Raw genomic sequence first — 17044 nt, 5'->3', positions numbered from 1 at the left:
GTCCTTCCGTACCGCACTGCCGCAATGTGGACCGTGGTGGCTGACTATCAGGCTGACAAAGATCGGCCCCGTCTGCGAAACAGACGGGGCCGAGGAAACGATGGTGGTCAGGCAGGGAGGACGACGACGAAGCGCTGCGGCTCCTCGCCCTCGGACTCGCTGCGCAGACCCGCGGCCGCGACCGCGTCGTGCACGACCTTGCGCTCGAAGGGTGTCATCGGGTCGAGCTTGACCGGCTCGCCGGAGCTCTTCACCTCGTCGGCGGCCTTGGCACCGAGCTCGGCGAGCTCGGTGCGCTTCCTGGCCCGGAAGCCCGCGATGTCCAGCATCAGCCGACTGCGGTCACCGGTCTCGCGGTGCACGGCGAGCCGGGTCAGCTCCTGGAGGGCTTCCAGGACCTCCCCATCACGGCCGACGAGCTTCTGCAGATCCCGGCCGCTCGAGTCGCTGATGATCGAGACCGCGGCCCGGTCGGCCTCGACGTCCATGTCGATGTCGCCGTCAAGGTCGGCGATGTCGAGCAGACCCTCGAGGTAGTCGGCAGCGATCTCCCCTTCCTGCTCGAGGCGGGTCAGGGTGTCGCCACTGTCTACGGCAGCGGGGATGGTGCCTTCCGTCACGGATGGACTCCTTCTTGCTTACTTCTTGGACGACGGGTGCTTGGGCCGCTGCTGGCCCTTGCGCTGTCCGGACTTGGGCTGCTGGCGCGCGGACCCGGAGGGGGACTTGCCGGCCGAGTTCGGCTTGGCGTCCTCCGGAGCGTTCTTCTCCAGAGACGGCTTGGCCGGCGCGTCATCCACGCTCTTGGCCGAACCGGGCTGGGTGGCGCTGGCCGAGCGCTTCGCCTTGGTCTGCCGCTTGGGCTGCTGGCGCCGCTGGGCACCGGCGCCCTCCGCCTCGACCGCGGCTTCGTCGCTCTTGGTCACCGTGCCGTCCGCCTGAGCTGCGAAGCCCGCCTTGGCCAGACCGGTGATGAACTTGCGCTCGTTGTCGTTGCGGTCCGTGCCCTTGGCGACGATGGCCTGGATGACGCTCCGCTTGCGGCGCGACTTCACCTCGCCCGAAGCGGTGACGCTCTTCAGCACACGCTGCAGGTAGTGGTCCTGAGCCTTGCTGCCGGGGGTGGGGTTCTGGTTGATGACGAACATCTGCTGGCCCATGGTCCACACGTTGGTGGTCAGCCAGTAGACGAGAACACCGACGGGGAAGTTGATGCCCATCACGGCGAAGATGACCGGGAAGATGTACATCAGCATCTTCTGCTGCTGCATGTACGGGGTCTTCACCGTCAGGTCGACGTTCTTCAGCATCAGCTGGCGCTGCGTGTAGAACTGCGACGCCGACATCATCACGATCATGACCGCGGTGACGATCCGGACGTCAGTCAGGGTGGCGTCGAGCGCAGCGACCTTTTCAGGGCTGTCCATGAACTTCGCGGCGATCGGGGCACCGAAGATGTGGGCCTGCCTGGCACTGTCGACCAGGCTCTGGTTGAGAACGCCGATCGTGTCGCCCGAGGCGATCTTGCTGAGCACGTGGTACAGCGCGAAGAAGAACGGCGACTGGGCCAGGATGGGAAGGCACGAGGAGAGCGGGTTCGTACCCGTCTCCTTGTACAGCTTCATCATCTCTTCGGACTGACGCTGCTTGTCGCTCTTGTAGCGCTCCTGGATCGCCTTCATCTTGGGCTGGAGCGCCTGCATGTTCCGCGTCGCCTTGATCTGCTTGACGAACAGCGGGATCAGGCAGATCCGGATGAGGATCACCAGCGACACGATCGACAGCCCCCAGGCCCAGCCCGTGTCCGGGCCGAAGATCGCCCCGTAGAGACTGTGGAACTGGACGATGACCCACGAAACTGGCGTGGTGATAAAGCTGAAGATACTGGCAATCGTGTCCACTAATCAGGCTCCTTGAGCATTGGGCGAGGTCTCTGCGGCCGGACTCGGAAGGTCGGTGACCGACTCCCGGGACGGCGCATCAGCGGCGGATTGCCCGCCCTTGCTGCCGCGCAAGGCATCACGCAGCATGGCGTGCCACCGCGGACGCTTGCGTGGCGGCACATGGTCCACTCCGCCCGGCGACCACGGATTGCACCGCAGGATGCGCCAGGCGGTCAGTGCTGTGCCCTTGATCGCACCGTGACGGTCGACGGCCGTGTATCCGTAGTGCGAACACGACGGGTAGTACCTGCAGACGGGCCCCAGCATGGGGCTGATCGTCCACTGATACAGCTTGATCAGGGCCAGCAGCGGGTACTTCATCGCGCGCCCCCTCCCAGCAACCGCTCGAGAGCGGCGTCCAGGTCTCGGGCCAGCTGTGCTTGGTCGGCGTCACCCGCCCCGGGCAGCGCCCGTACGACCACCAGGCTACCGGGGGGCAGCTCGGCGAGACGATCGCGCATCAGGTGCCGCAGTCGACGCTTGACCTTGTTGCGTACGACCGCTCCGCCCACTGCCTTGCTCACGACGAAACCCGCACACGTCGGGGGAGCTGTCTCCCCCGTCGCGTGCGGGTCCGTTGCACCGCTGCGTAGATGGACGACGAGGAGCGGGCGTCCGGCCCGGCGTCCTCGGCGTACCGCGGTCGCGAAGTCCTCGCGCCGCCTCAGCCGATTCTCGGTAGGCAGCACGTCATGACCTGTAAGTGATCAGGCGGACAGGCTGGCGCGACCCTTGCCACGGCGAGACGCGAGAATCGCGCGGCCGGCACGGGTACGCATGCGCAGACGGAAGCCGTGGGTCTTGGCACGACGACGGTTGTTCGGCTGGAAGGTGCGCTTGCTCACTCGGGGGCTCCAGTTAAAGATCGTGGATGGCGGGACATCGCCTGGCTGTCACCGTGCGCCCACGAGTAGCTCGCAATACGCCCGAGTGCACCGCTTCACGATCACAGACCGTGATCTTTGCCCATCGGAGGCAGGCGGCAGCAGCCATCGACAACTCGACCTGGTCACGGTACGCGCGGCTACGCCATCCGGTCAAACCGGCCCCGGGGTGGCCCACACTATGCACAGGCTGTGGACAACAACTTGAACCGCGCGGGTCGCCCTGACTACCTTGGCGGAACTCCTATTCCTTTCCTGCCTGTCTTCCTATCCCGTCCCGAGAACCACACATTCGTGGGACCTGCGAGAGAGCGTGCCTTGTGGCTGACGTACCTGCCGATCTTGCCGCAGTGTGGCCACGAGTGCTGGAGCAGCTCCTCGCAGAGGGCCAGCAGGGCATCGAGTCCAAGGACAAGCAGTGGATCGAGCGCTGCCAGCCTCTCGCGCTGGTCGCCGACACCGCACTGCTCGCCGTCCCCAATGAATGGGGCAAGCGCGTCCTCGAGGGCCGGCTCGCCCCCTTGATCAGCGAGACCCTGAGCCGTGAGTGCGGGCGTCCCATCCGGATCGCGATCACCGTCGACGACTCCGCGGGGGAGCCCCCGCCGTCGCAGTCGTCCGCGCCGCAGCAGTCGCAGGCACCCCTTTATCAGGGGCCGCATCACGACGAGCCCCAGGACGACCGCTACCGGGGATACGGCCACCGGCCCTCCGACGACGGCCTGCCGGAGATCCGCCCGGCCTATCCGGAGTACCAGCAGCAACGGCAGGAGCAGGAGTACCAGCAGCAGCGACAGGACTCCGACTATCAGCAGCAGCGGCCCGAGCCCGGGGCCTGGCCGCGTACGCAGGAGGACCTGTCCTGGCAGCAGCCGCGGCTCGGGGGCTTCCAGGACCGCGATCCGTACGCCACCACCAGACCCCACCAGCCGCAGCGCGACTACCGGTCGCCGCAGCCGCCGGAGCGTCAGCAGTACGAGCAGCAGCGGCCGGAGCGCCGTGAGATGGAGCCCCAGTCGCCGCACCGCGGTGTCTCCCAGGGCGCGCCCGGGCCGCTGGGTGCACAGCCCTCGCCGGCGCCCGGCCCCGGTGAGCCGCATGCCCGGCTGAATCCGAAGTACCTCTTCGACACCTTCGTCATCGGCGCGTCGAACCGGTTCGCACACGCGGCCGCCGTCGCGGTGGCCGAGGCCCCGGCGAAGGCGTACAACCCGCTCTTCATCTACGGGGAGTCGGGCCTCGGCAAGACGCACCTGCTGCACGCCATCGGGCACTACGCGCGCAGCCTCTATCCGGGGACGCGGGTGCGGTACGTGAGCTCGGAGGAGTTCACCAACGAGTTCATCAACTCGATCCGCGACGGCAAGGGCGACACGTTCCGCAAGCGCTACCGCGACGTGGACATCCTGCTGGTCGACGACATCCAGTTCCTCGCGAGCAAGGAGTCGACGCAGGAGGAGTTCTTCCACACCTTCAACACGCTCCACAACGCGAACAAGCAGATCGTGCTCTCCTCGGACCGGCCGCCCAAGCAGCTGATGACGCTGGAGGACCGGCTGCGGAACCGTTTCGAGTGGGGTCTGACGACGGATGTGCAGCCCCCGGAGCTGGAGACGCGGATCGCGATCCTCCGGAAGAAGGCCGTCCAGGAGCAGCTCAACGCTCCGCCGGAGGTACTGGAGTTCATCGCCTCCCGCATCTCGCGCAACATCCGCGAGCTGGAGGGTGCGCTGATCCGGGTGACGGCCTTCGCGTCCCTGAACCGGCAGCCGGTGGACCTCGGGCTCACCGAGATCGTGCTGAAGGACCTGATCCCCGGCGGCGAGGACTCGGCACCGGAGATCACCGCGAGCGCCATCATGGCCGCGACCGCCGACTACTTCGGTCTCACGGTGGAGGACCTCTGCGGCTCCTCCCGCAGCCGGGTGCTCGTCACGGCCCGGCAGATCGCCATGTACCTGTGCCGGGAGCTCACCGATCTGTCGCTGCCGAAGATCGGCGCGCAGTTCGGCGGCCGTGACCACACCACCGTGATGCACGCCGACCGGAAGATCCGTGCCCTGATGGCCGAGCGGCGCTCGATCTACAACCAGGTCACCGAGCTCACCAACCGCATCAAGAACGGCTGACGCGGCCGCTCGACACCCCTTCGCAACGCCCCGGGACACCAGATCCCGGGGCGTTCCGCTGTGCTGCGCGCGGCCGCGGACCGGAGCGATCGGCGCCGGCTGTTCGAATACGCGACCGGGCGGAAGGGTTCTCCACAGATCTGGGGAAGATCTTCCGTCCACAGCCTGGGGACCGGGAAGTTGTCCAGATTGCGTCCACAGGTACGGTTGCTGAGACTTCATCACAGCAGGTCAGTGCCTTGTGGATTTGTGGCCAACCGCGCTCCACAGACTGTGGACACAGAAATCGTCCACAGGCCATGATCGACGTTGTCCACCGGCGACCCACAGGCTGCGCCGTGTTGCCCACAGCTTCTCCACACCGCTGTCCACTGTTCGGCAACGAAACACACCCTCTCACCGTGTCGAGTGAAAGCCGTCACACCAAGGGGGCAGGTTGGCCTGTGGGGAACGTGGGTAAAGCTGGGGACAGCGCTGGGGAGAAGTCCCCTCCGGCTGTGCATCGGATGTGCAGAACTTTCCGGTGTCCACAGAAACCCCCGGTTGTCCACCGGTCCCGCCCACAGGCACGGTGGACAAAAAAGTGGGTCTGACCTGGGAAAACGACGTTATCCACGGTTTCCACAGGCCCTACTACTACTCCCACTTAGAGTTACCGGGAAATTCGCTTCGAAGAGGGCCCTGTGCACAACTCGAGCCAGGAGCCCGGCGCACCGGTCGCCACGACTTGACCCCGACCCGCACCGACTGTCGGTGCTGTGCGTCAGACTGGTCCCCGGCAACACAGCCGACGACGAAGGCCAGCAAGGGCGAGCCAGCAACAGCAGGAGGCGGTTCCGGTGAAGATCCGGGTTGAGCGCGATGTACTCGCGGAGGCGGTGGCCTGGGTGGCCCGGAGCCTCCCGGCCCGTCCGCCGGCGCCCGTACTTGCCGGCCTTCTGCTGAAGGCCGAGGACGGCGCCCTCAGCTTCTCGAGCTTCGACTACGAGGTCTCGGCCAAGGTCTCCGTGGAGGCGGAGGTCGACGAGGACGGCACCGTGCTCGTCTCCGGCCGCCTGCTCGCCGACATCTGCCGCGCCCTCCCCAACCGCCCGGTGGAGATTTCCACAGACGGTGTACGAGCGACCGTGGTCTGCGGCTCCTCGCGATTCACACTCCACACCCTGCCTGTGGAGGAGTACCCGGCGCTGCCGCAGATGCCGACCGCGACCGGCACCGTGCCCGGTGAGGTCTTCGCCTCCGCCGCCGCGCAGGTCGCCATCGCCGCCGGCCGCGACGACACCCTGCCCGTCCTCACCGGTGTGCGGATCGAGATCGAGGGCGACACCGTCACCCTGGCCTCCACCGACCGCTACCGCTTCGCGGTCCGCGAGTTCCTGTGGAAGCCGGAGAACCCGGACGCGTCCGCCGTCGCCCTGGTGCCCGCCAAGACGCTCCTGGACACCGCCAAGGCACTCACCAGTGGCGACACGGTGACGCTCGCGCTCTCCAGCTCCGGCGCCGGAGAGGGCCTGATCGGTTTCGAGGGTGCCGGACGGCGCACCACCACCCGTCTCCTCGAAGGCGATCTGCCGAAGTACCGGACGCTGTTCCCGACCGAGTTCAACTCCGTCGCGGTGATCGAGACCGCGCCGTTCGTCGAGGCTGTGAAGCGTGTGGCCCTGGTGGCCGAGCGGAACACTCCGGTCCGGCTCAGCTTCGAGCAGGGCGTGCTGATCCTGGAGGCCGGCTCCAGCGACGATGCACAGGCTGTGGAGCGTGTGGACGCGCAGCTGGAGGGCGACGACATCTCGATCGCCTTCAACCCGACCTTCCTGCTCGACGGTCTGAGCGCGATCGACTCGCCGGTCGCCCAGCTGTCGTTCACCACGTCCACGAAGCCCGCGCTGCTGAGCGGCAGGCCGGCAGTGGATGCCGAGGCGGACGATGCGTACAAGTACCTGATCATGCCCGTACGGCTCTCCGGCTGAGCCCGCAGGGCGTGGACACTTCCGGGGCCTGCTCACTCTCCGAGCAGGCCTGCCGGGCTGCTCCGACCCTGCGGGCGTAGGCTCGGAGCCGGGTACGAATCGGCATACAACGCTAAAGGAACTTCAGATGGAGCTCGGTCTCGTCGGCCTCGGCAAGATGGGCGGCAACATGCGCGAGCGCATCCGCCGCGCGGGCCACACCGTCCTCGGCTACGACCGCAACGCGGACCTCGCCGATGTCCACAGCCTGCAGGAACTTGTGGAGAAGCTGAAGGGCCCGCGGGTCGTGTGGGTCATGGTCCCGGCGGGCGCCGCGACCCAGTCGACCATCGACGAGCTGGCCGAGCTGCTGTCCCCCGGAGATGTCGTCGTGGACGGCGGCAACTCGCGCTGGACCGACGACGAGAAGCACGCCGTCGAGCTGGGCCTCAAGGACATCGGCTTCGTCGACTGCGGTGTCTCCGGCGGTGTCTGGGGCCTGGAGAACGGCTACGCGCTGATGTACGGCGGAACCGCCGAGAACGTGGCGAAGGTCCAGCCGATCTTCGACGCGCTCAAGCCCGAGGGCGACTTCGGCTCCGTCCACGCGGGCAAGGTCGGCGCCGGCCACTTCGCCAAGATGGTCCACAACGGCATCGAGTACGCCATGATGCAGGCCTACGCCGAGGGCTGGGAGCTGCTCGAGAAGGTCAACTCGGTCACCGACGTGCGTGAGGTCTTCCGCTCCTGGCAGGAGGGCACCGTCATCCGCTCGTGGCTGCTCGACCTGGCGGTCAACGCCCTCGACGACGACGAGCACTTGGAGAAGCTGCGGGGTTATGCACAGGACAGTGGCGAGGGCCGGTGGACTGTGGAAGCCGCGATCGACAACGCCGTGCCGCTGCCCGCGATCACCGCGTCGCTGTTCGCCCGGTTCGCCTCCCGTCAGGACGACTCCCCGCAGATGAAGATGATCGCCGCGCTGCGCAACCAGTTCGGCGGCCACGCGGTGGAGAACACCAAGTAAGTCCCAGCCGGGGGAGGTCGGCGCACATCCATGCACGTCACGCACTTGTCGCTGGCCGACTTCCGCTCGTACGCCCGGGTCGAGGTCCCGCTCGATCCGGGCGTCACCTCGTTCGTGGGGGCGAACGGGCAGGGCAAGACCAATCTCGTCGAGGCGGTCGGCTATCTGGCGACGCTGGCCAGCCACCGCGTCTCGTCGGACGCCCCCCTGGTGCGTATGGGGGCCGAGCGTGCGGTGATCCGCGCGGCCGTCACGCAGGGCGAGCGCTCCCAGCTGGTCGAGCTCGAACTCAACCCGGGGCGGGCGAACCGGGCGCGTATCAACAGGTCATCGCAGGTCAGACCGCGTGATGTGCTGGGGATAGTGCGCACGGTGCTGTTCGCACCGGAGGATCTCGCGCTCGTGAAGGGTGACCCGGGCGAGCGTCGCCGCTTCCTGGACGAACTCGTCACCGCGCGCTCGCCGCGGATGGCCGGGGTCCGCTCCGACTACGACCGGGTGCTCAAGCAGCGCAACACCCTGCTGAAGTCCGCGGCGATGGCGCGGCGGCACGGCGGACGCGGGATGGACCTGTCCACACTCGACGTCTGGGACCAGCATCTGGCGCGTGCGGGCGCGGAGTTGCTGGCGCAGCGCGCCGAGCTGATCGCCGCGCTGCAGCCGCTCGCGGACAAGGCGTACAACGCTCTGGCCCCCGGTGGTGGGCCCTTGGCGCTGGAGTACCGTTCCTCCGCCGCAGCGGCGGAATCCGGAGCGGGCGACTCCGCGGGCACCGCCGTCGACGGGCCGAGCGGCCGTGACGAGCTGTACGCACAGCTGATCGCCGCGCTCGGCGAGGTGCGCAAGCAGGAGATCGAGCGGGGCGTGACGCTGGTCGGGCCGCACCGGGACGAGCTGGTGCTCAAGCTCGGGCAGCTGCCGGCGAAGGGGTACGCCAGCCACGGAGAGTCCTGGTCCTATGCGCTGGCCCTGCGCCTGGCCTCGTACGACCTGCTCCGCGCGGAGGGCAACGAGCCCGTGCTCGTCCTGGACGACGTCTTCGCCGAGCTGGATGTGAAGCGGCGCGAGCGCCTGGCGGAACTGGTGGCTCCGGGCGAGCAGGTCCTGGTGACGGCGGCCGTCGACGACGATGTGCCGGGGGTGCTGGCCGGGGCTCGGTACGCCGTGGCCGGCGGCGAGGTGGAGCGGGTATGAGCGACGAGATTCCGGCCGACACCCCCCAGGAACCCCAGACGTCCGGGGTCGACCTGGCACGGGTCGCCCTGCGCGCCGCGAAGGAGCAGGCGCGGGCACGGGGTGCGGCGGCGCAGGAGAAGCGGCAGGCCAGGCGGGGCGGCGGGCTGCGCTCCGGGGCGCGCGCGGACGGCCGCGACCCTTTGCCGCTGGGCTCGGCCATCAACCGGCTGATCACCGAGCGCGGCTGGGAGACCCCTGCCGCTGTGGGCGGGGTGATGGGCCGCTGGCCGCAGATCGTGGGCGAGGACCTGGCGAATCACTGTGTGCCGCTGCGGTACGACGAGGAACCCGACGAGCGGGTGCTGACGGTGCAGTGCGACTCGACGGCCTGGGCGACACAGCTCCGGCTGCTGGCACCACGACTGGTGGCGCGCCTGAACGAGGACCTGGGGCACGGCACCGTCCGGCTGATCAAGGTGCTGGGGCCCGGAGGGCCGCGCAAGGGGTACGGACCGCTGCGGGCGCCGGGGAGTGTGGGCCCGGGGGACACGTACGGGTGAGCCGGGGCGGATTTCCCGCACCCCGGGCCTTCGTCGCCCGGAACCCGCTGCCTCCCTGCGACCACCGGGTGACCTGACCCCGGAAACGAGGTACCGGAGCCGGAGCCGTCGGAGTTCTTCGAGCCGCCGCACCGGAACCGCCGGGCCCCTGTCCCATGTCCTTCCGAGGCGAACATCGGGGCGCCGCGGGATCTGCGTCACACCGGGCCCCGCGGACCGTCCCGCATGAGGGTCACCGCGTACCCGGATTCCGCCTCCGAGGCCCACGATCCCGCCCCAAGCGGACCCCTCACTTCCCCCCTGTATCACCCGCATCGCCCCGGGTGTCCCTCACCGTAGCCAGAGGTTGACAGCCCGAAGCTCTCAATGCCCGCGTGAGCCCTCTGGAGCCCCTCCCCGAATGTGGGGAGTCGGACGGCCGGTGTTCAGGGCGGCACATGCGGACTCAGCTACCGGCAAACCCCCATGAGTGTCAGCCGTACCGGTAGACTGGTGAGCAATCCCGCCTTCTCGCGGAACATGTCGAACGACGCAGCCGCTCCCGCCTGCCCGGAGAACGGCTTGTGCTGTGCCAGAAAGGGCGCTTCGTGGCCGATTCCGGCAACCCCAACGAGAACAATCCGTCCATCCCCGCCGGCGGACACGGCGAGGTCACCGCCTCGTACGACGCCAGTGCGATCACCGTCCTCGAGGGACTGGACGCGGTCCGCAAGCGCCCCGGCATGTACATCGGGTCCACCGGTGAGCGCGGCCTGCACCACATGGTGCAGGAAGTCGTCGACAACTCCGTCGACGAGGCCCTGGCCGGTCACGCGGACATGATCGACGTGACCATCCTGGCCGACGGCGGCGTGCGCGTCGTCGACAACGGCCGCGGTATCCCGGTCGGCATCGTCCCGTCGGAAGGCAAGCCGGCCGTCGAGGTCGTGCTGACCGTCCTGCACGCGGGCGGCAAGTTCGGCGGCGGCGGTTACGCGGTCTCCGGCGGTCTGCACGGTGTGGGCGTGTCCGTCGTCAACGCCCTGTCCTCCAAGGTCTCCGTCGAGATCAAGACGGACGGCTACCGCTGGACCCAGGAGTACAAGCTCGGCGTGCCCACCGCGCCCCTCCAGCGCAACGAAGCGACCGACGAGACCGGCACCTCGGTGACCTTCTGGTCGGACCCCGACGTGTTCGAGACCACCGACTACTCCTTCGAGACGCTCTCCCGGCGCTTCCAGGAGATGGCCTTCCTCAACAAGGGCCTCACCCTGAAGCTGACGGACGAGCGCGAGTCGGCCAAGGCCACCGCCGGTGCCGACAGCGTCGAGGAGGCGGGCGAGGAGCCGGTCCGCACGGTCACGTACTTCTACGAGGGCGGCATCGTCGACTTCGTGAAGTACCTGAACTCGCGCAAGGGCGAGCTCATCCACCCCACCGTCATCGACGTGGAGGCCGAGGACAAGGAGCGGCTGCTCTCGGTCGAGATCGCGATGCAGTGGAACTCGCAGTACACCGAGGGTGTCTACTCCTTCGCGAACACGATCCACACGCACGAGGGCGGTACCCACGAAGAGGGCTTCCGGTCCGCACTGACGGGCCTGGTCAACCGGTACGCGCGCGACAAGAAGCTGCTGCGCGAGAAGGACGACAACCTCTCCGGCGAGGACATCCGCGAGGGTCTGACGGCGATCATCTCGGTCAAGCTGGGCGAGCCGCAGTTCGAGGGCCAGACCAAGACCAAGCTGGGCAACACCGAGGCGAAGACCTTCGTCCAGAAGGTCGTGCACGAGCACCTCACGGACTGGTTCGACCGCAACCCGAACGAGGCCGCGGACATCATCCGCAAGTCCGTCCAGGCGCAGACGGCGCGCGTCGCGGCCCGCAAGGCCCGTGACCTCACCCGTCGCAAGGGCCTGCTGGAGTCCGCCTCGCTGCCGGGCAAGCTGAGCGACTGCCAGTCGAACGACCCCACCAAGTGCGAGATCTTCATCGTCGAGGGTGACTCCGCCGGCGGCTCGGCGAAGTCCGGCCGCAACCCGATGTATCAGGCGATCCTGCCGATCCGCGGCAAGATCCTGAACGTCGAGAAGGCGCGGATCGACAAGATCCTGCAGAACACCGAGGTCCAGGCGCTGATCTCGGCCTTCGGCACCGGAGTCCACGAGGACTTCGACATCGAGAAGCTCCGCTATCACAAGATCATTCTGATGGCGGACGCCGACGTCGACGGCCAGCACATCAACACCCTCCTGCTGACCTTCCTCTTCCGCTTCATGCGGCCGCTGGTCGAGGCCGGGCACGTGTATCTCTCCCGCCCGCCGCTCTACAAGATCAAGTGGGGCCGGGACGACTTCGAGTACGCGTACTCGGACCGTGAGCGCGACGCGCTCGTCGAGCTCGGCAAGCAGAACGGCAAGCGGATCCGGGAAGACTCGATCCAGCGCTTCAAGGGTCTCGGTGAGATGAACGCCGAGGAGCTGCGCATCACGACCATGGACGTGGACCACCGCGTGCTCGGCCAGGTCACGCTGGACGACGCGGCGCAGGCCGACGATCTGTTCTCGGTGCTGATGGGAGAGGACGTCGAGGCACGGCGTTCCTTCATCCAGCGCAACGCCAAGGACGTTCGGTTCCTCGACATCTGAGTCGGTCTCAGCTGACCGCACGAAAGGACTTTGACCAGCAATGGCCGACGAGAACACCCCTGTGATGCCCGAAGAGGAACCCGCCATTCCGGGCGTGGGGATGCGCGTGGAGCCCGTCGGGCTCGAGACCGAGATGCAGCGCTCCTACCTCGACTACGCGATGTCCGTCATCGTGTCGCGTGCGCTGCCCGACGTCCGGGACGGTCTCAAGCCCGTCCACCGGCGCGTGCTGTACGCGATGTACGACGGCGGATACCGGCCCGAGAAGGGCTTCTACAAGTGCGCCCGTGTGGTCGGCGACGTCATGGGTACCTACCACCCGCACGGTGACTCCTCGATCTACGACGCCCTGGTCCGTCTGGCCCAGCCGTGGTCGATGCGCATGCCGCTGGTGGACTCCAACGGCAACTTCGGCTCCCCGGGCAACGACCCGGCCGCCGCCATGCGGTACACCGAGTGCCGGCTCAAGCCGCTGTCCATGGAGATGCTCCGGGACATCGACGAGGAGACCGTCGACTTCCAGGACAACTACGACGGCCGCAACCAGGAGCCGACGGTTCTGCCGGCGCGGTTCCCGAACCTGATGGTCAACGGCTCGGCCGGTATCGCGGTCGGTATGGCGACCAACATCCCGCCGCACAACCTCCGCGAGGTCGCGGCCGGCGCCCAGTGGGCGCTGGAGCACCCCGAAGCGACGCACGAGGAGCTGCTCGACGCGCTCATCGAGCGGATCAAGGGCCCGGACTTCCCGAGCGGTGCGCTGGTCGTGGGCCGCAAGGGCATCGAGGAGGCGTACCGCACCGGTCGCGGCTCCATCACGATGCGCGCGGTCGTCGACGTCGAGGAGATCCAGAACCGCCAGTGCCTGGTGGTCACGGAGCTTCCTTACCAGACCAACCCGGACAACCTCGCCCAGAAGATCGCCGACCTGGTGAAGGACGGCAAGATCGGCGGGATCGCGGACGTCCGCGACGAGACCTCCTCGCGAACCGGTCAGCGCCTGGTCATCGTGCTCAAGCGCGACGCGGTCGCCAAGGTCGTGCTGAACAACCTGTACAAGCACACCGACCTGCAGACGAACTTCGGCGCGAACATGCTGGCACTGGTCGACGGCGTGCCGCGCACGCTGTCCCTGGACGCCTTCATCCGCCACTGGGTGACGCACCAGGTCGAGGTCATCGTCCGGCGCACGAAGTTCCGGCTGCGCAAGGCCGAGGAGCGGGCGCACATCCTGCGCGGTCTGCTCAAGGCTCTGGACGCGATCGACGAGGTCATCGCGCTGATCCGGCGCAGTGACACGGTCGAGATCGCGCGCGGCGGCCTGATGGACCTCCTGGAGATCGACGAGATCCAGGCCAACGCCATCCTCGAGATGCAGCTGCGCCGACTGGCCGCCCTGGAGCGCCAGAAGATCGTGCAGGAGCACGACGAGCTGCAGGCGAAGATCAACGAGTACAACGCGATCCTCGCCTCGCCGGAGAAGCAGCGCCAGATCGTCAGCGAGGAACTGGCCGTCCTGGTCGAGAAGTTCGGCGACGACCGGCGGTCCAAGCTGGTGCCCTTCGACGGTGACATGTCCATCGAGGACCTGATCGCCGAGGAGGACATCGTCGTCACCATCACGCGTGGCGGCTATGTGAAGCGCACGAAGACCGACGACTACCGCTCGCAGAAGCGGGGCGGCAAGGGCGTACGGGGCACGAAGCTCAAGGAAGACGACATCGTCGACCACTTCTTCGTCTCCACCACGCACCACTGGCTGCTCTTCTTCACCAACAAGGGCCGCGTCTACCGGGCCAAGGCGTACGAGCTCCCCGACGCCGGACGTGATGCCCGGGGTCAGCACGTTGCCAACCTGCTGGCCTTCCAGCCGGACGAGCAGATCGCCGAGATCCTGGCGATCCGCGACTACAACGCCGCGCCGTACCTGGTGCTCGCCACCAAGGGCGGCCTGGTCAAGAAGACCCCGCTGAAGGACTACGACTCACCCCGCTCGGGCGGCGTCATCGCGATCAATCTTCGTGAGACGGACGACGGCAGCGACGACGAGCTGATCGGCGCCGAGCTGGTCTCGGCCGAGGACGACCTGCTGCTCATCAGCAGGAAGGCCCAGTCGATCCGGTTCACCGCGACGGACGACGCACTGCGCCCGATGGGCCGTGCGACCTCGGGCGTCAAGGGCATGAGTTTCCGTGAAGGGGACCAGCTCCTCTCGATGAATGTGGTGCGGCCCGGTACGTTCGTGTTCACTGCTACCGACGGTGGGTACGCCAAGCGGACCGCCGTCGACGAGTACCGCGTCCAGGGTCGTGGTGGCCTCGGTATCAAGGCCGCCAAGATCGTGGAGGACCGTGGGTCGCTCGTGGGCGCGCTGGTGGTCGAGGAGACGGATGAGATCCTCGCCATCACCCTTGGTGGCGGTGTGATTCGTACGCGAGTCAACGAAGTCAGGGAGACGGGCCGTGACACCATGGGCGTCCAACTGATCAACCTGGGCAAGCGTGATGCCGTTGTCGGTATCGCTCGCAACGCCGAGGCTGGTCGTGAGGCCGAAGAGGTCGAAGGGACCGATGAAGCCGACGCCGGTGGGGCCGAGGCTGCTGTCGAGGGCACGGAGTCCTCGGCCGGGGAGCACGAGGAGTAGAGCGTGAGTGGAGCCACGGGCGCCGGTTCGGCCGCTGCCGGAGCTGGAGCGAACGGTGCCCGTGGCCCTGCCGCGGACTCCCAAGGCGGGGGCACCCCCGCCGATGGCAGGGGGATGACGGTGACGGACACCCGGGGGCCCAATGCCCCGTACGAGACGTATGCGGGCGAGCAGCCGGCCCCTCAGCAGCCGGCACAGCCGTACCACCCGCCGCAGGCCTACCAGTCGCCCCAGGGCGGCGGCGGGACCCAGGGAGGCGTCCGCCTGCCGCGCACCGGGGCGCGGACGACTCCGCGCACCCGAAAGGCGCGGCTGCGTGTCGCCAAGGCCGACCCCTGGTCGGTGATGAAGGTCAGCTTCCTGCTCTCCATCGCGCTGGGCATCTGCACGGTGATCGCGTCCGCGGTGCTGTGGATGGTCATGGACGCGATGGGCGTCTTCTCGACGGTCGGCGGGACGATCAGCGAGGCCACCGGCTCGAACGAGAGCAACGGCTTCGACCTCCAGTCGTTCCTGTCGCTCCCGCGCGTCCTCATCTTCACCTCGGTCATCGCGGTGATCGATGTGGTGCTGGCCACAGCGCTGGCGACGCTCGGAGCCTTCATCTACAACCTCTCCGCGGGGTTTGTGGGCGGCGTCGAGCTCACGCTGGCGGAGGACGAGTAACCGATTTGGGAGCTGCGCCAGACGTGCGCTAATCTTCAGAAGTCAGCGCGCAGCGCGGCGGGGCTATAGCTCAGTTGGTTAGAGCGCATCCCTGATAAGGATGAGGCCACAGGTTCAAATCCTGTTAGCCCCACCAACCGAAAGACCCCCAGCCGATCATGGTTGGGGGTCTTTCGCATCCCGGGGGTGCGGTCGCGGCGCCGGGCCGTTCCGGATCCCTTGCCTTCCTCGGCGGCTGTGAAGATGTCCGATCCGGTGCTTGGCATCAGAATTGGCGTTATCCCCTGGTTCCGCCGGATCGGAGACGCCATGACGGACCTGAAGTTCGAGCAGAAGCGCTCGCTGTCCCGCCTGGAGGCGGCCGATCAGCTGACGGCGCTCGCGGCGGCGCTGAGGCAGGGCGGCGATGTCTCTCTGGAGCTCGGGTCGGGGACTCTGAGCCTGAAAATTCCCGATGACCTTCGCAGCGAGATCGAGGTCGAGGTCGGTGACGGGGAGATCGAGCTGGAGATCGAGTTCACCTGGCCGGTCTCGCACGAGGAGGCCGCGCCCCCGGCGGCCGGGACGGGTACGGCGGCGACCGCCAGGAGGCGCAGGAGTGCGCCTGCCAAGACCGCGCGGAGCAGCACCGGCACCAGCAGGAGCAAGAGCGCCAAGCGGTCCGCCGCAAAGGCGTCCTGAGTCGCGTCCTGAGTCGCGCGGGGGGCCTGTTGCGAATTCTCCGTCGCGTCTGCCGGCGGTGACGTTTCGCCGGTACGACAACTAGGCCGGTGGTTTCGGCAAACGGTGATGATGCCGATGGGCAGGAGCGGATCGATCGCTGTGCCCGGGGCTCCAGTTGGGCCCAGGGCGGGACGTACACAGGTCACCGATCGGTATCGGTCGGTGTGTATAGTCGGGCGCCAGAAGTCCTCATACGTCAAGGAAAGACGAGGTCGCGCGGTGAAGAAGCTTCTCCTGGTCGCACTGGCCGCCATCGGCGGGCTCCTCGTGTACCGCCAGATCCAGGCGGATCGCGCCGAGCAGGATCTGTGGACGGAGGCGACCGACTCCGTGCCCGCAGGTTCGGGTGTGTGAGACGCAACAGTCTTGGTTGAAGCCCCGGTCGCTCGAAGCGGCCGGGGCTTCGTGCTGTCCGGGGTGCGGGTGGTCGGGGGTACGGGTGCCGGGAAACGGCGTGACCCTTCCGCCCGCCGGTTCACCTCAGCAAATTGGTTGCTTGCTCAAGCAAACCTGAGGGGTGCTGGGTGAGCACAACCACGGCGACGAGGGGACAACACGGGCTATTCGTCGTCCGGCGCAGACAGCGGTGCGGGCGACGGGGCAGGATGGTCCCCCCGCGGCGATCGCCGCGGTTGCGGGGCCGGGATGCCGTCATGATCGCGGTCCGCTGCTCGTCCGGATGCGACACGAGCCGGGCATGCCACCGATACGACCAG

Annotated in this window: 15 protein-coding genes and 1 tRNA gene; 11 read left to right on the top strand and 5 right to left on the bottom strand. The window is 67.7% G+C overall.

What is annotated here, in order from left to right:
* Positions 1 to 107: 107 nt before the first annotated feature.
* Genes RPQ07_RS18725 through rpmH form a run of 5 tightly spaced genes read right to left on the bottom strand, consistent with a single transcriptional unit; the run spans position 108 to position 2788 of the window.
* Positions 108 to 620: a protein jag gene (locus tag RPQ07_RS18725; RefSeq protein WP_313945313.1), complete on the bottom strand. Its 513-nt coding sequence runs from the start codon at positions 618 to 620 to the stop codon at positions 108 to 110.
* An 18-nt stretch (positions 621 to 638) separates the two neighbouring features.
* On the bottom strand, positions 639 to 1901 hold the full coding sequence (yidC, locus tag RPQ07_RS18720; RefSeq protein WP_313945312.1) for a membrane protein insertase YidC: 1263 nt from the start codon (positions 1899 to 1901) through the stop codon (positions 639 to 641).
* A 3-nt stretch (positions 1902 to 1904) separates the two neighbouring features.
* Positions 1905 to 2264 carry a membrane protein insertion efficiency factor YidD gene (yidD, locus tag RPQ07_RS18715; RefSeq protein WP_313945311.1) on the bottom strand — a complete coding sequence of 120 codons (360 nt, stop codon included), beginning with the start codon at positions 2262 to 2264 and terminating at the stop codon, positions 1905 to 1907.
* On the bottom strand, positions 2261 to 2632 hold the full coding sequence (gene rnpA / locus RPQ07_RS18710) for a ribonuclease P protein component (protein ID WP_313945310.1): 372 nt from the start codon (positions 2630 to 2632) through the stop codon (positions 2261 to 2263). The genes yidD and rnpA overlap by 4 nt, the downstream gene beginning before the upstream one ends.
* A gap of 18 nt (positions 2633 to 2650) precedes the next feature.
* Complete coding sequence (rpmH, locus tag RPQ07_RS18705) at positions 2651 to 2788, bottom strand: 50S ribosomal protein L34 (protein WP_010985740.1); 138 nt, start codon at positions 2786 to 2788, stop codon at positions 2651 to 2653.
* A 359-nt stretch (positions 2789 to 3147) separates the two neighbouring features.
* Between rpmH and dnaA the strand changes: the two genes are divergently transcribed.
* The 11 genes from dnaA (at position 3148) to RPQ07_RS18650 (ending at position 16682) form a co-directional block, all read left to right on the top strand.
* Positions 3148 to 4956: a chromosomal replication initiator protein DnaA gene (gene dnaA, locus RPQ07_RS18700; protein ID WP_313945309.1), complete on the top strand. Its 1809-nt coding sequence runs from the start codon at positions 3148 to 3150 to the stop codon at positions 4954 to 4956.
* 839 nt (positions 4957 to 5795) lie between these two features.
* Positions 5796 to 6926, top strand: coding sequence for a DNA polymerase III subunit beta (gene dnaN, locus RPQ07_RS18695; RefSeq protein ID WP_313945308.1), 1131 nt, complete (start codon positions 5796 to 5798; stop codon positions 6924 to 6926).
* Positions 6927 to 7053: 127 nt separating this feature from the next.
* Positions 7054 to 7932, top strand: coding sequence for a phosphogluconate dehydrogenase (NAD(+)-dependent, decarboxylating) (gene gnd, locus RPQ07_RS18690; RefSeq protein ID WP_313945307.1), 879 nt, complete (start codon positions 7054 to 7056; stop codon positions 7930 to 7932).
* A 30-nt stretch (positions 7933 to 7962) separates the two neighbouring features.
* Positions 7963 to 9126 (top strand): DNA replication/repair protein RecF, encoded by a 1164-nt coding sequence (gene recF, locus RPQ07_RS18685; protein ID WP_313945306.1) that lies wholly within the window; start codon positions 7963 to 7965, stop codon positions 9124 to 9126.
* Positions 9123 to 9668: a DUF721 domain-containing protein gene (locus RPQ07_RS18680; protein WP_313945305.1), complete on the top strand. Its 546-nt coding sequence runs from the start codon at positions 9123 to 9125 to the stop codon at positions 9666 to 9668. Before recF ends, RPQ07_RS18680 begins: the two co-directional genes overlap by 4 nt.
* Positions 9669 to 10231: 563 nt before the next feature.
* On the top strand, positions 10232 to 12295 hold the full coding sequence (gene gyrB / locus RPQ07_RS18675; protein WP_313945304.1) for a DNA topoisomerase (ATP-hydrolyzing) subunit B: 2064 nt from the start codon (positions 10232 to 10234) through the stop codon (positions 12293 to 12295).
* A gap of 40 nt (positions 12296 to 12335) precedes the next feature.
* Positions 12336 to 14939, top strand: coding sequence for a DNA gyrase subunit A (gene gyrA / locus RPQ07_RS18670; protein ID WP_313945303.1), 2604 nt, complete (start codon positions 12336 to 12338; stop codon positions 14937 to 14939).
* Positions 14940 to 14942: 3 nt separating this feature from the next.
* Positions 14943 to 15605 carry a DUF3566 domain-containing protein gene (locus RPQ07_RS18665; RefSeq protein ID WP_391843585.1) on the top strand — a complete coding sequence of 221 codons (663 nt, stop codon included), beginning with the start codon at positions 14943 to 14945 and terminating at the stop codon, positions 15603 to 15605.
* 59 nt (positions 15606 to 15664) lie between these two features.
* Positions 15665 to 15741, top strand: a tRNA-Ile gene (locus tag RPQ07_RS18660).
* Between the two features lie 173 nt (positions 15742 to 15914).
* Positions 15915 to 16286: an amphi-Trp domain-containing protein gene (locus RPQ07_RS18655; protein ID WP_313945301.1), complete on the top strand. Its 372-nt coding sequence runs from the start codon at positions 15915 to 15917 to the stop codon at positions 16284 to 16286.
* Between the two features lie 261 nt (positions 16287 to 16547).
* On the top strand, positions 16548 to 16682 hold the full coding sequence (locus RPQ07_RS18650; protein ID WP_003958712.1) for a DLW-39 family protein: 135 nt from the start codon (positions 16548 to 16550) through the stop codon (positions 16680 to 16682).
* Positions 16683 to 17044 lie beyond the last annotated feature (362 nt).

It is taken from the genome of Streptomyces sp. AM8-1-1, assembly GCF_032229325.1.
GTDB classification, from domain to species: domain Bacteria; phylum Actinomycetota; class Actinomycetes; order Streptomycetales; family Streptomycetaceae; genus Streptomyces; species Streptomyces achmelvichensis.
The sequence above is the reverse complement of the archived record's forward strand: the minus strand, read 5'-3'. Positions and strand labels throughout refer to the sequence as shown.

Excerpts from the sequence above, each read along its gene's own strand:
- yidD (WP_313945311.1), bottom strand. The coding sequence starts at position 2,264 with ATGAAGTACCCGCTGCTGGCCCTGATCAAGCTGTATCAGTGGACGATC.
- RPQ07_RS18655 (WP_313945301.1), top strand. The coding sequence starts at position 15,915 with ATGACGGACCTGAAGTTCGAGCAGAAGCGCTCGCTGTCCCGCCTGGAG.
- recF (WP_313945306.1), top strand. The coding sequence starts at position 7,963 with ATGCACGTCACGCACTTGTCGCTGGCCGACTTCCGCTCGTACGCCCGG.
- gnd (WP_313945307.1), top strand. The coding sequence starts at position 7,054 with ATGGAGCTCGGTCTCGTCGGCCTCGGCAAGATGGGCGGCAACATGCGC.
- gyrA (WP_313945303.1), top strand. The coding sequence starts at position 12,336 with ATGGCCGACGAGAACACCCCTGTGATGCCCGAAGAGGAACCCGCCATT.
- RPQ07_RS18680 (WP_313945305.1), top strand. The coding sequence starts at position 9,123 with ATGAGCGACGAGATTCCGGCCGACACCCCCCAGGAACCCCAGACGTCC.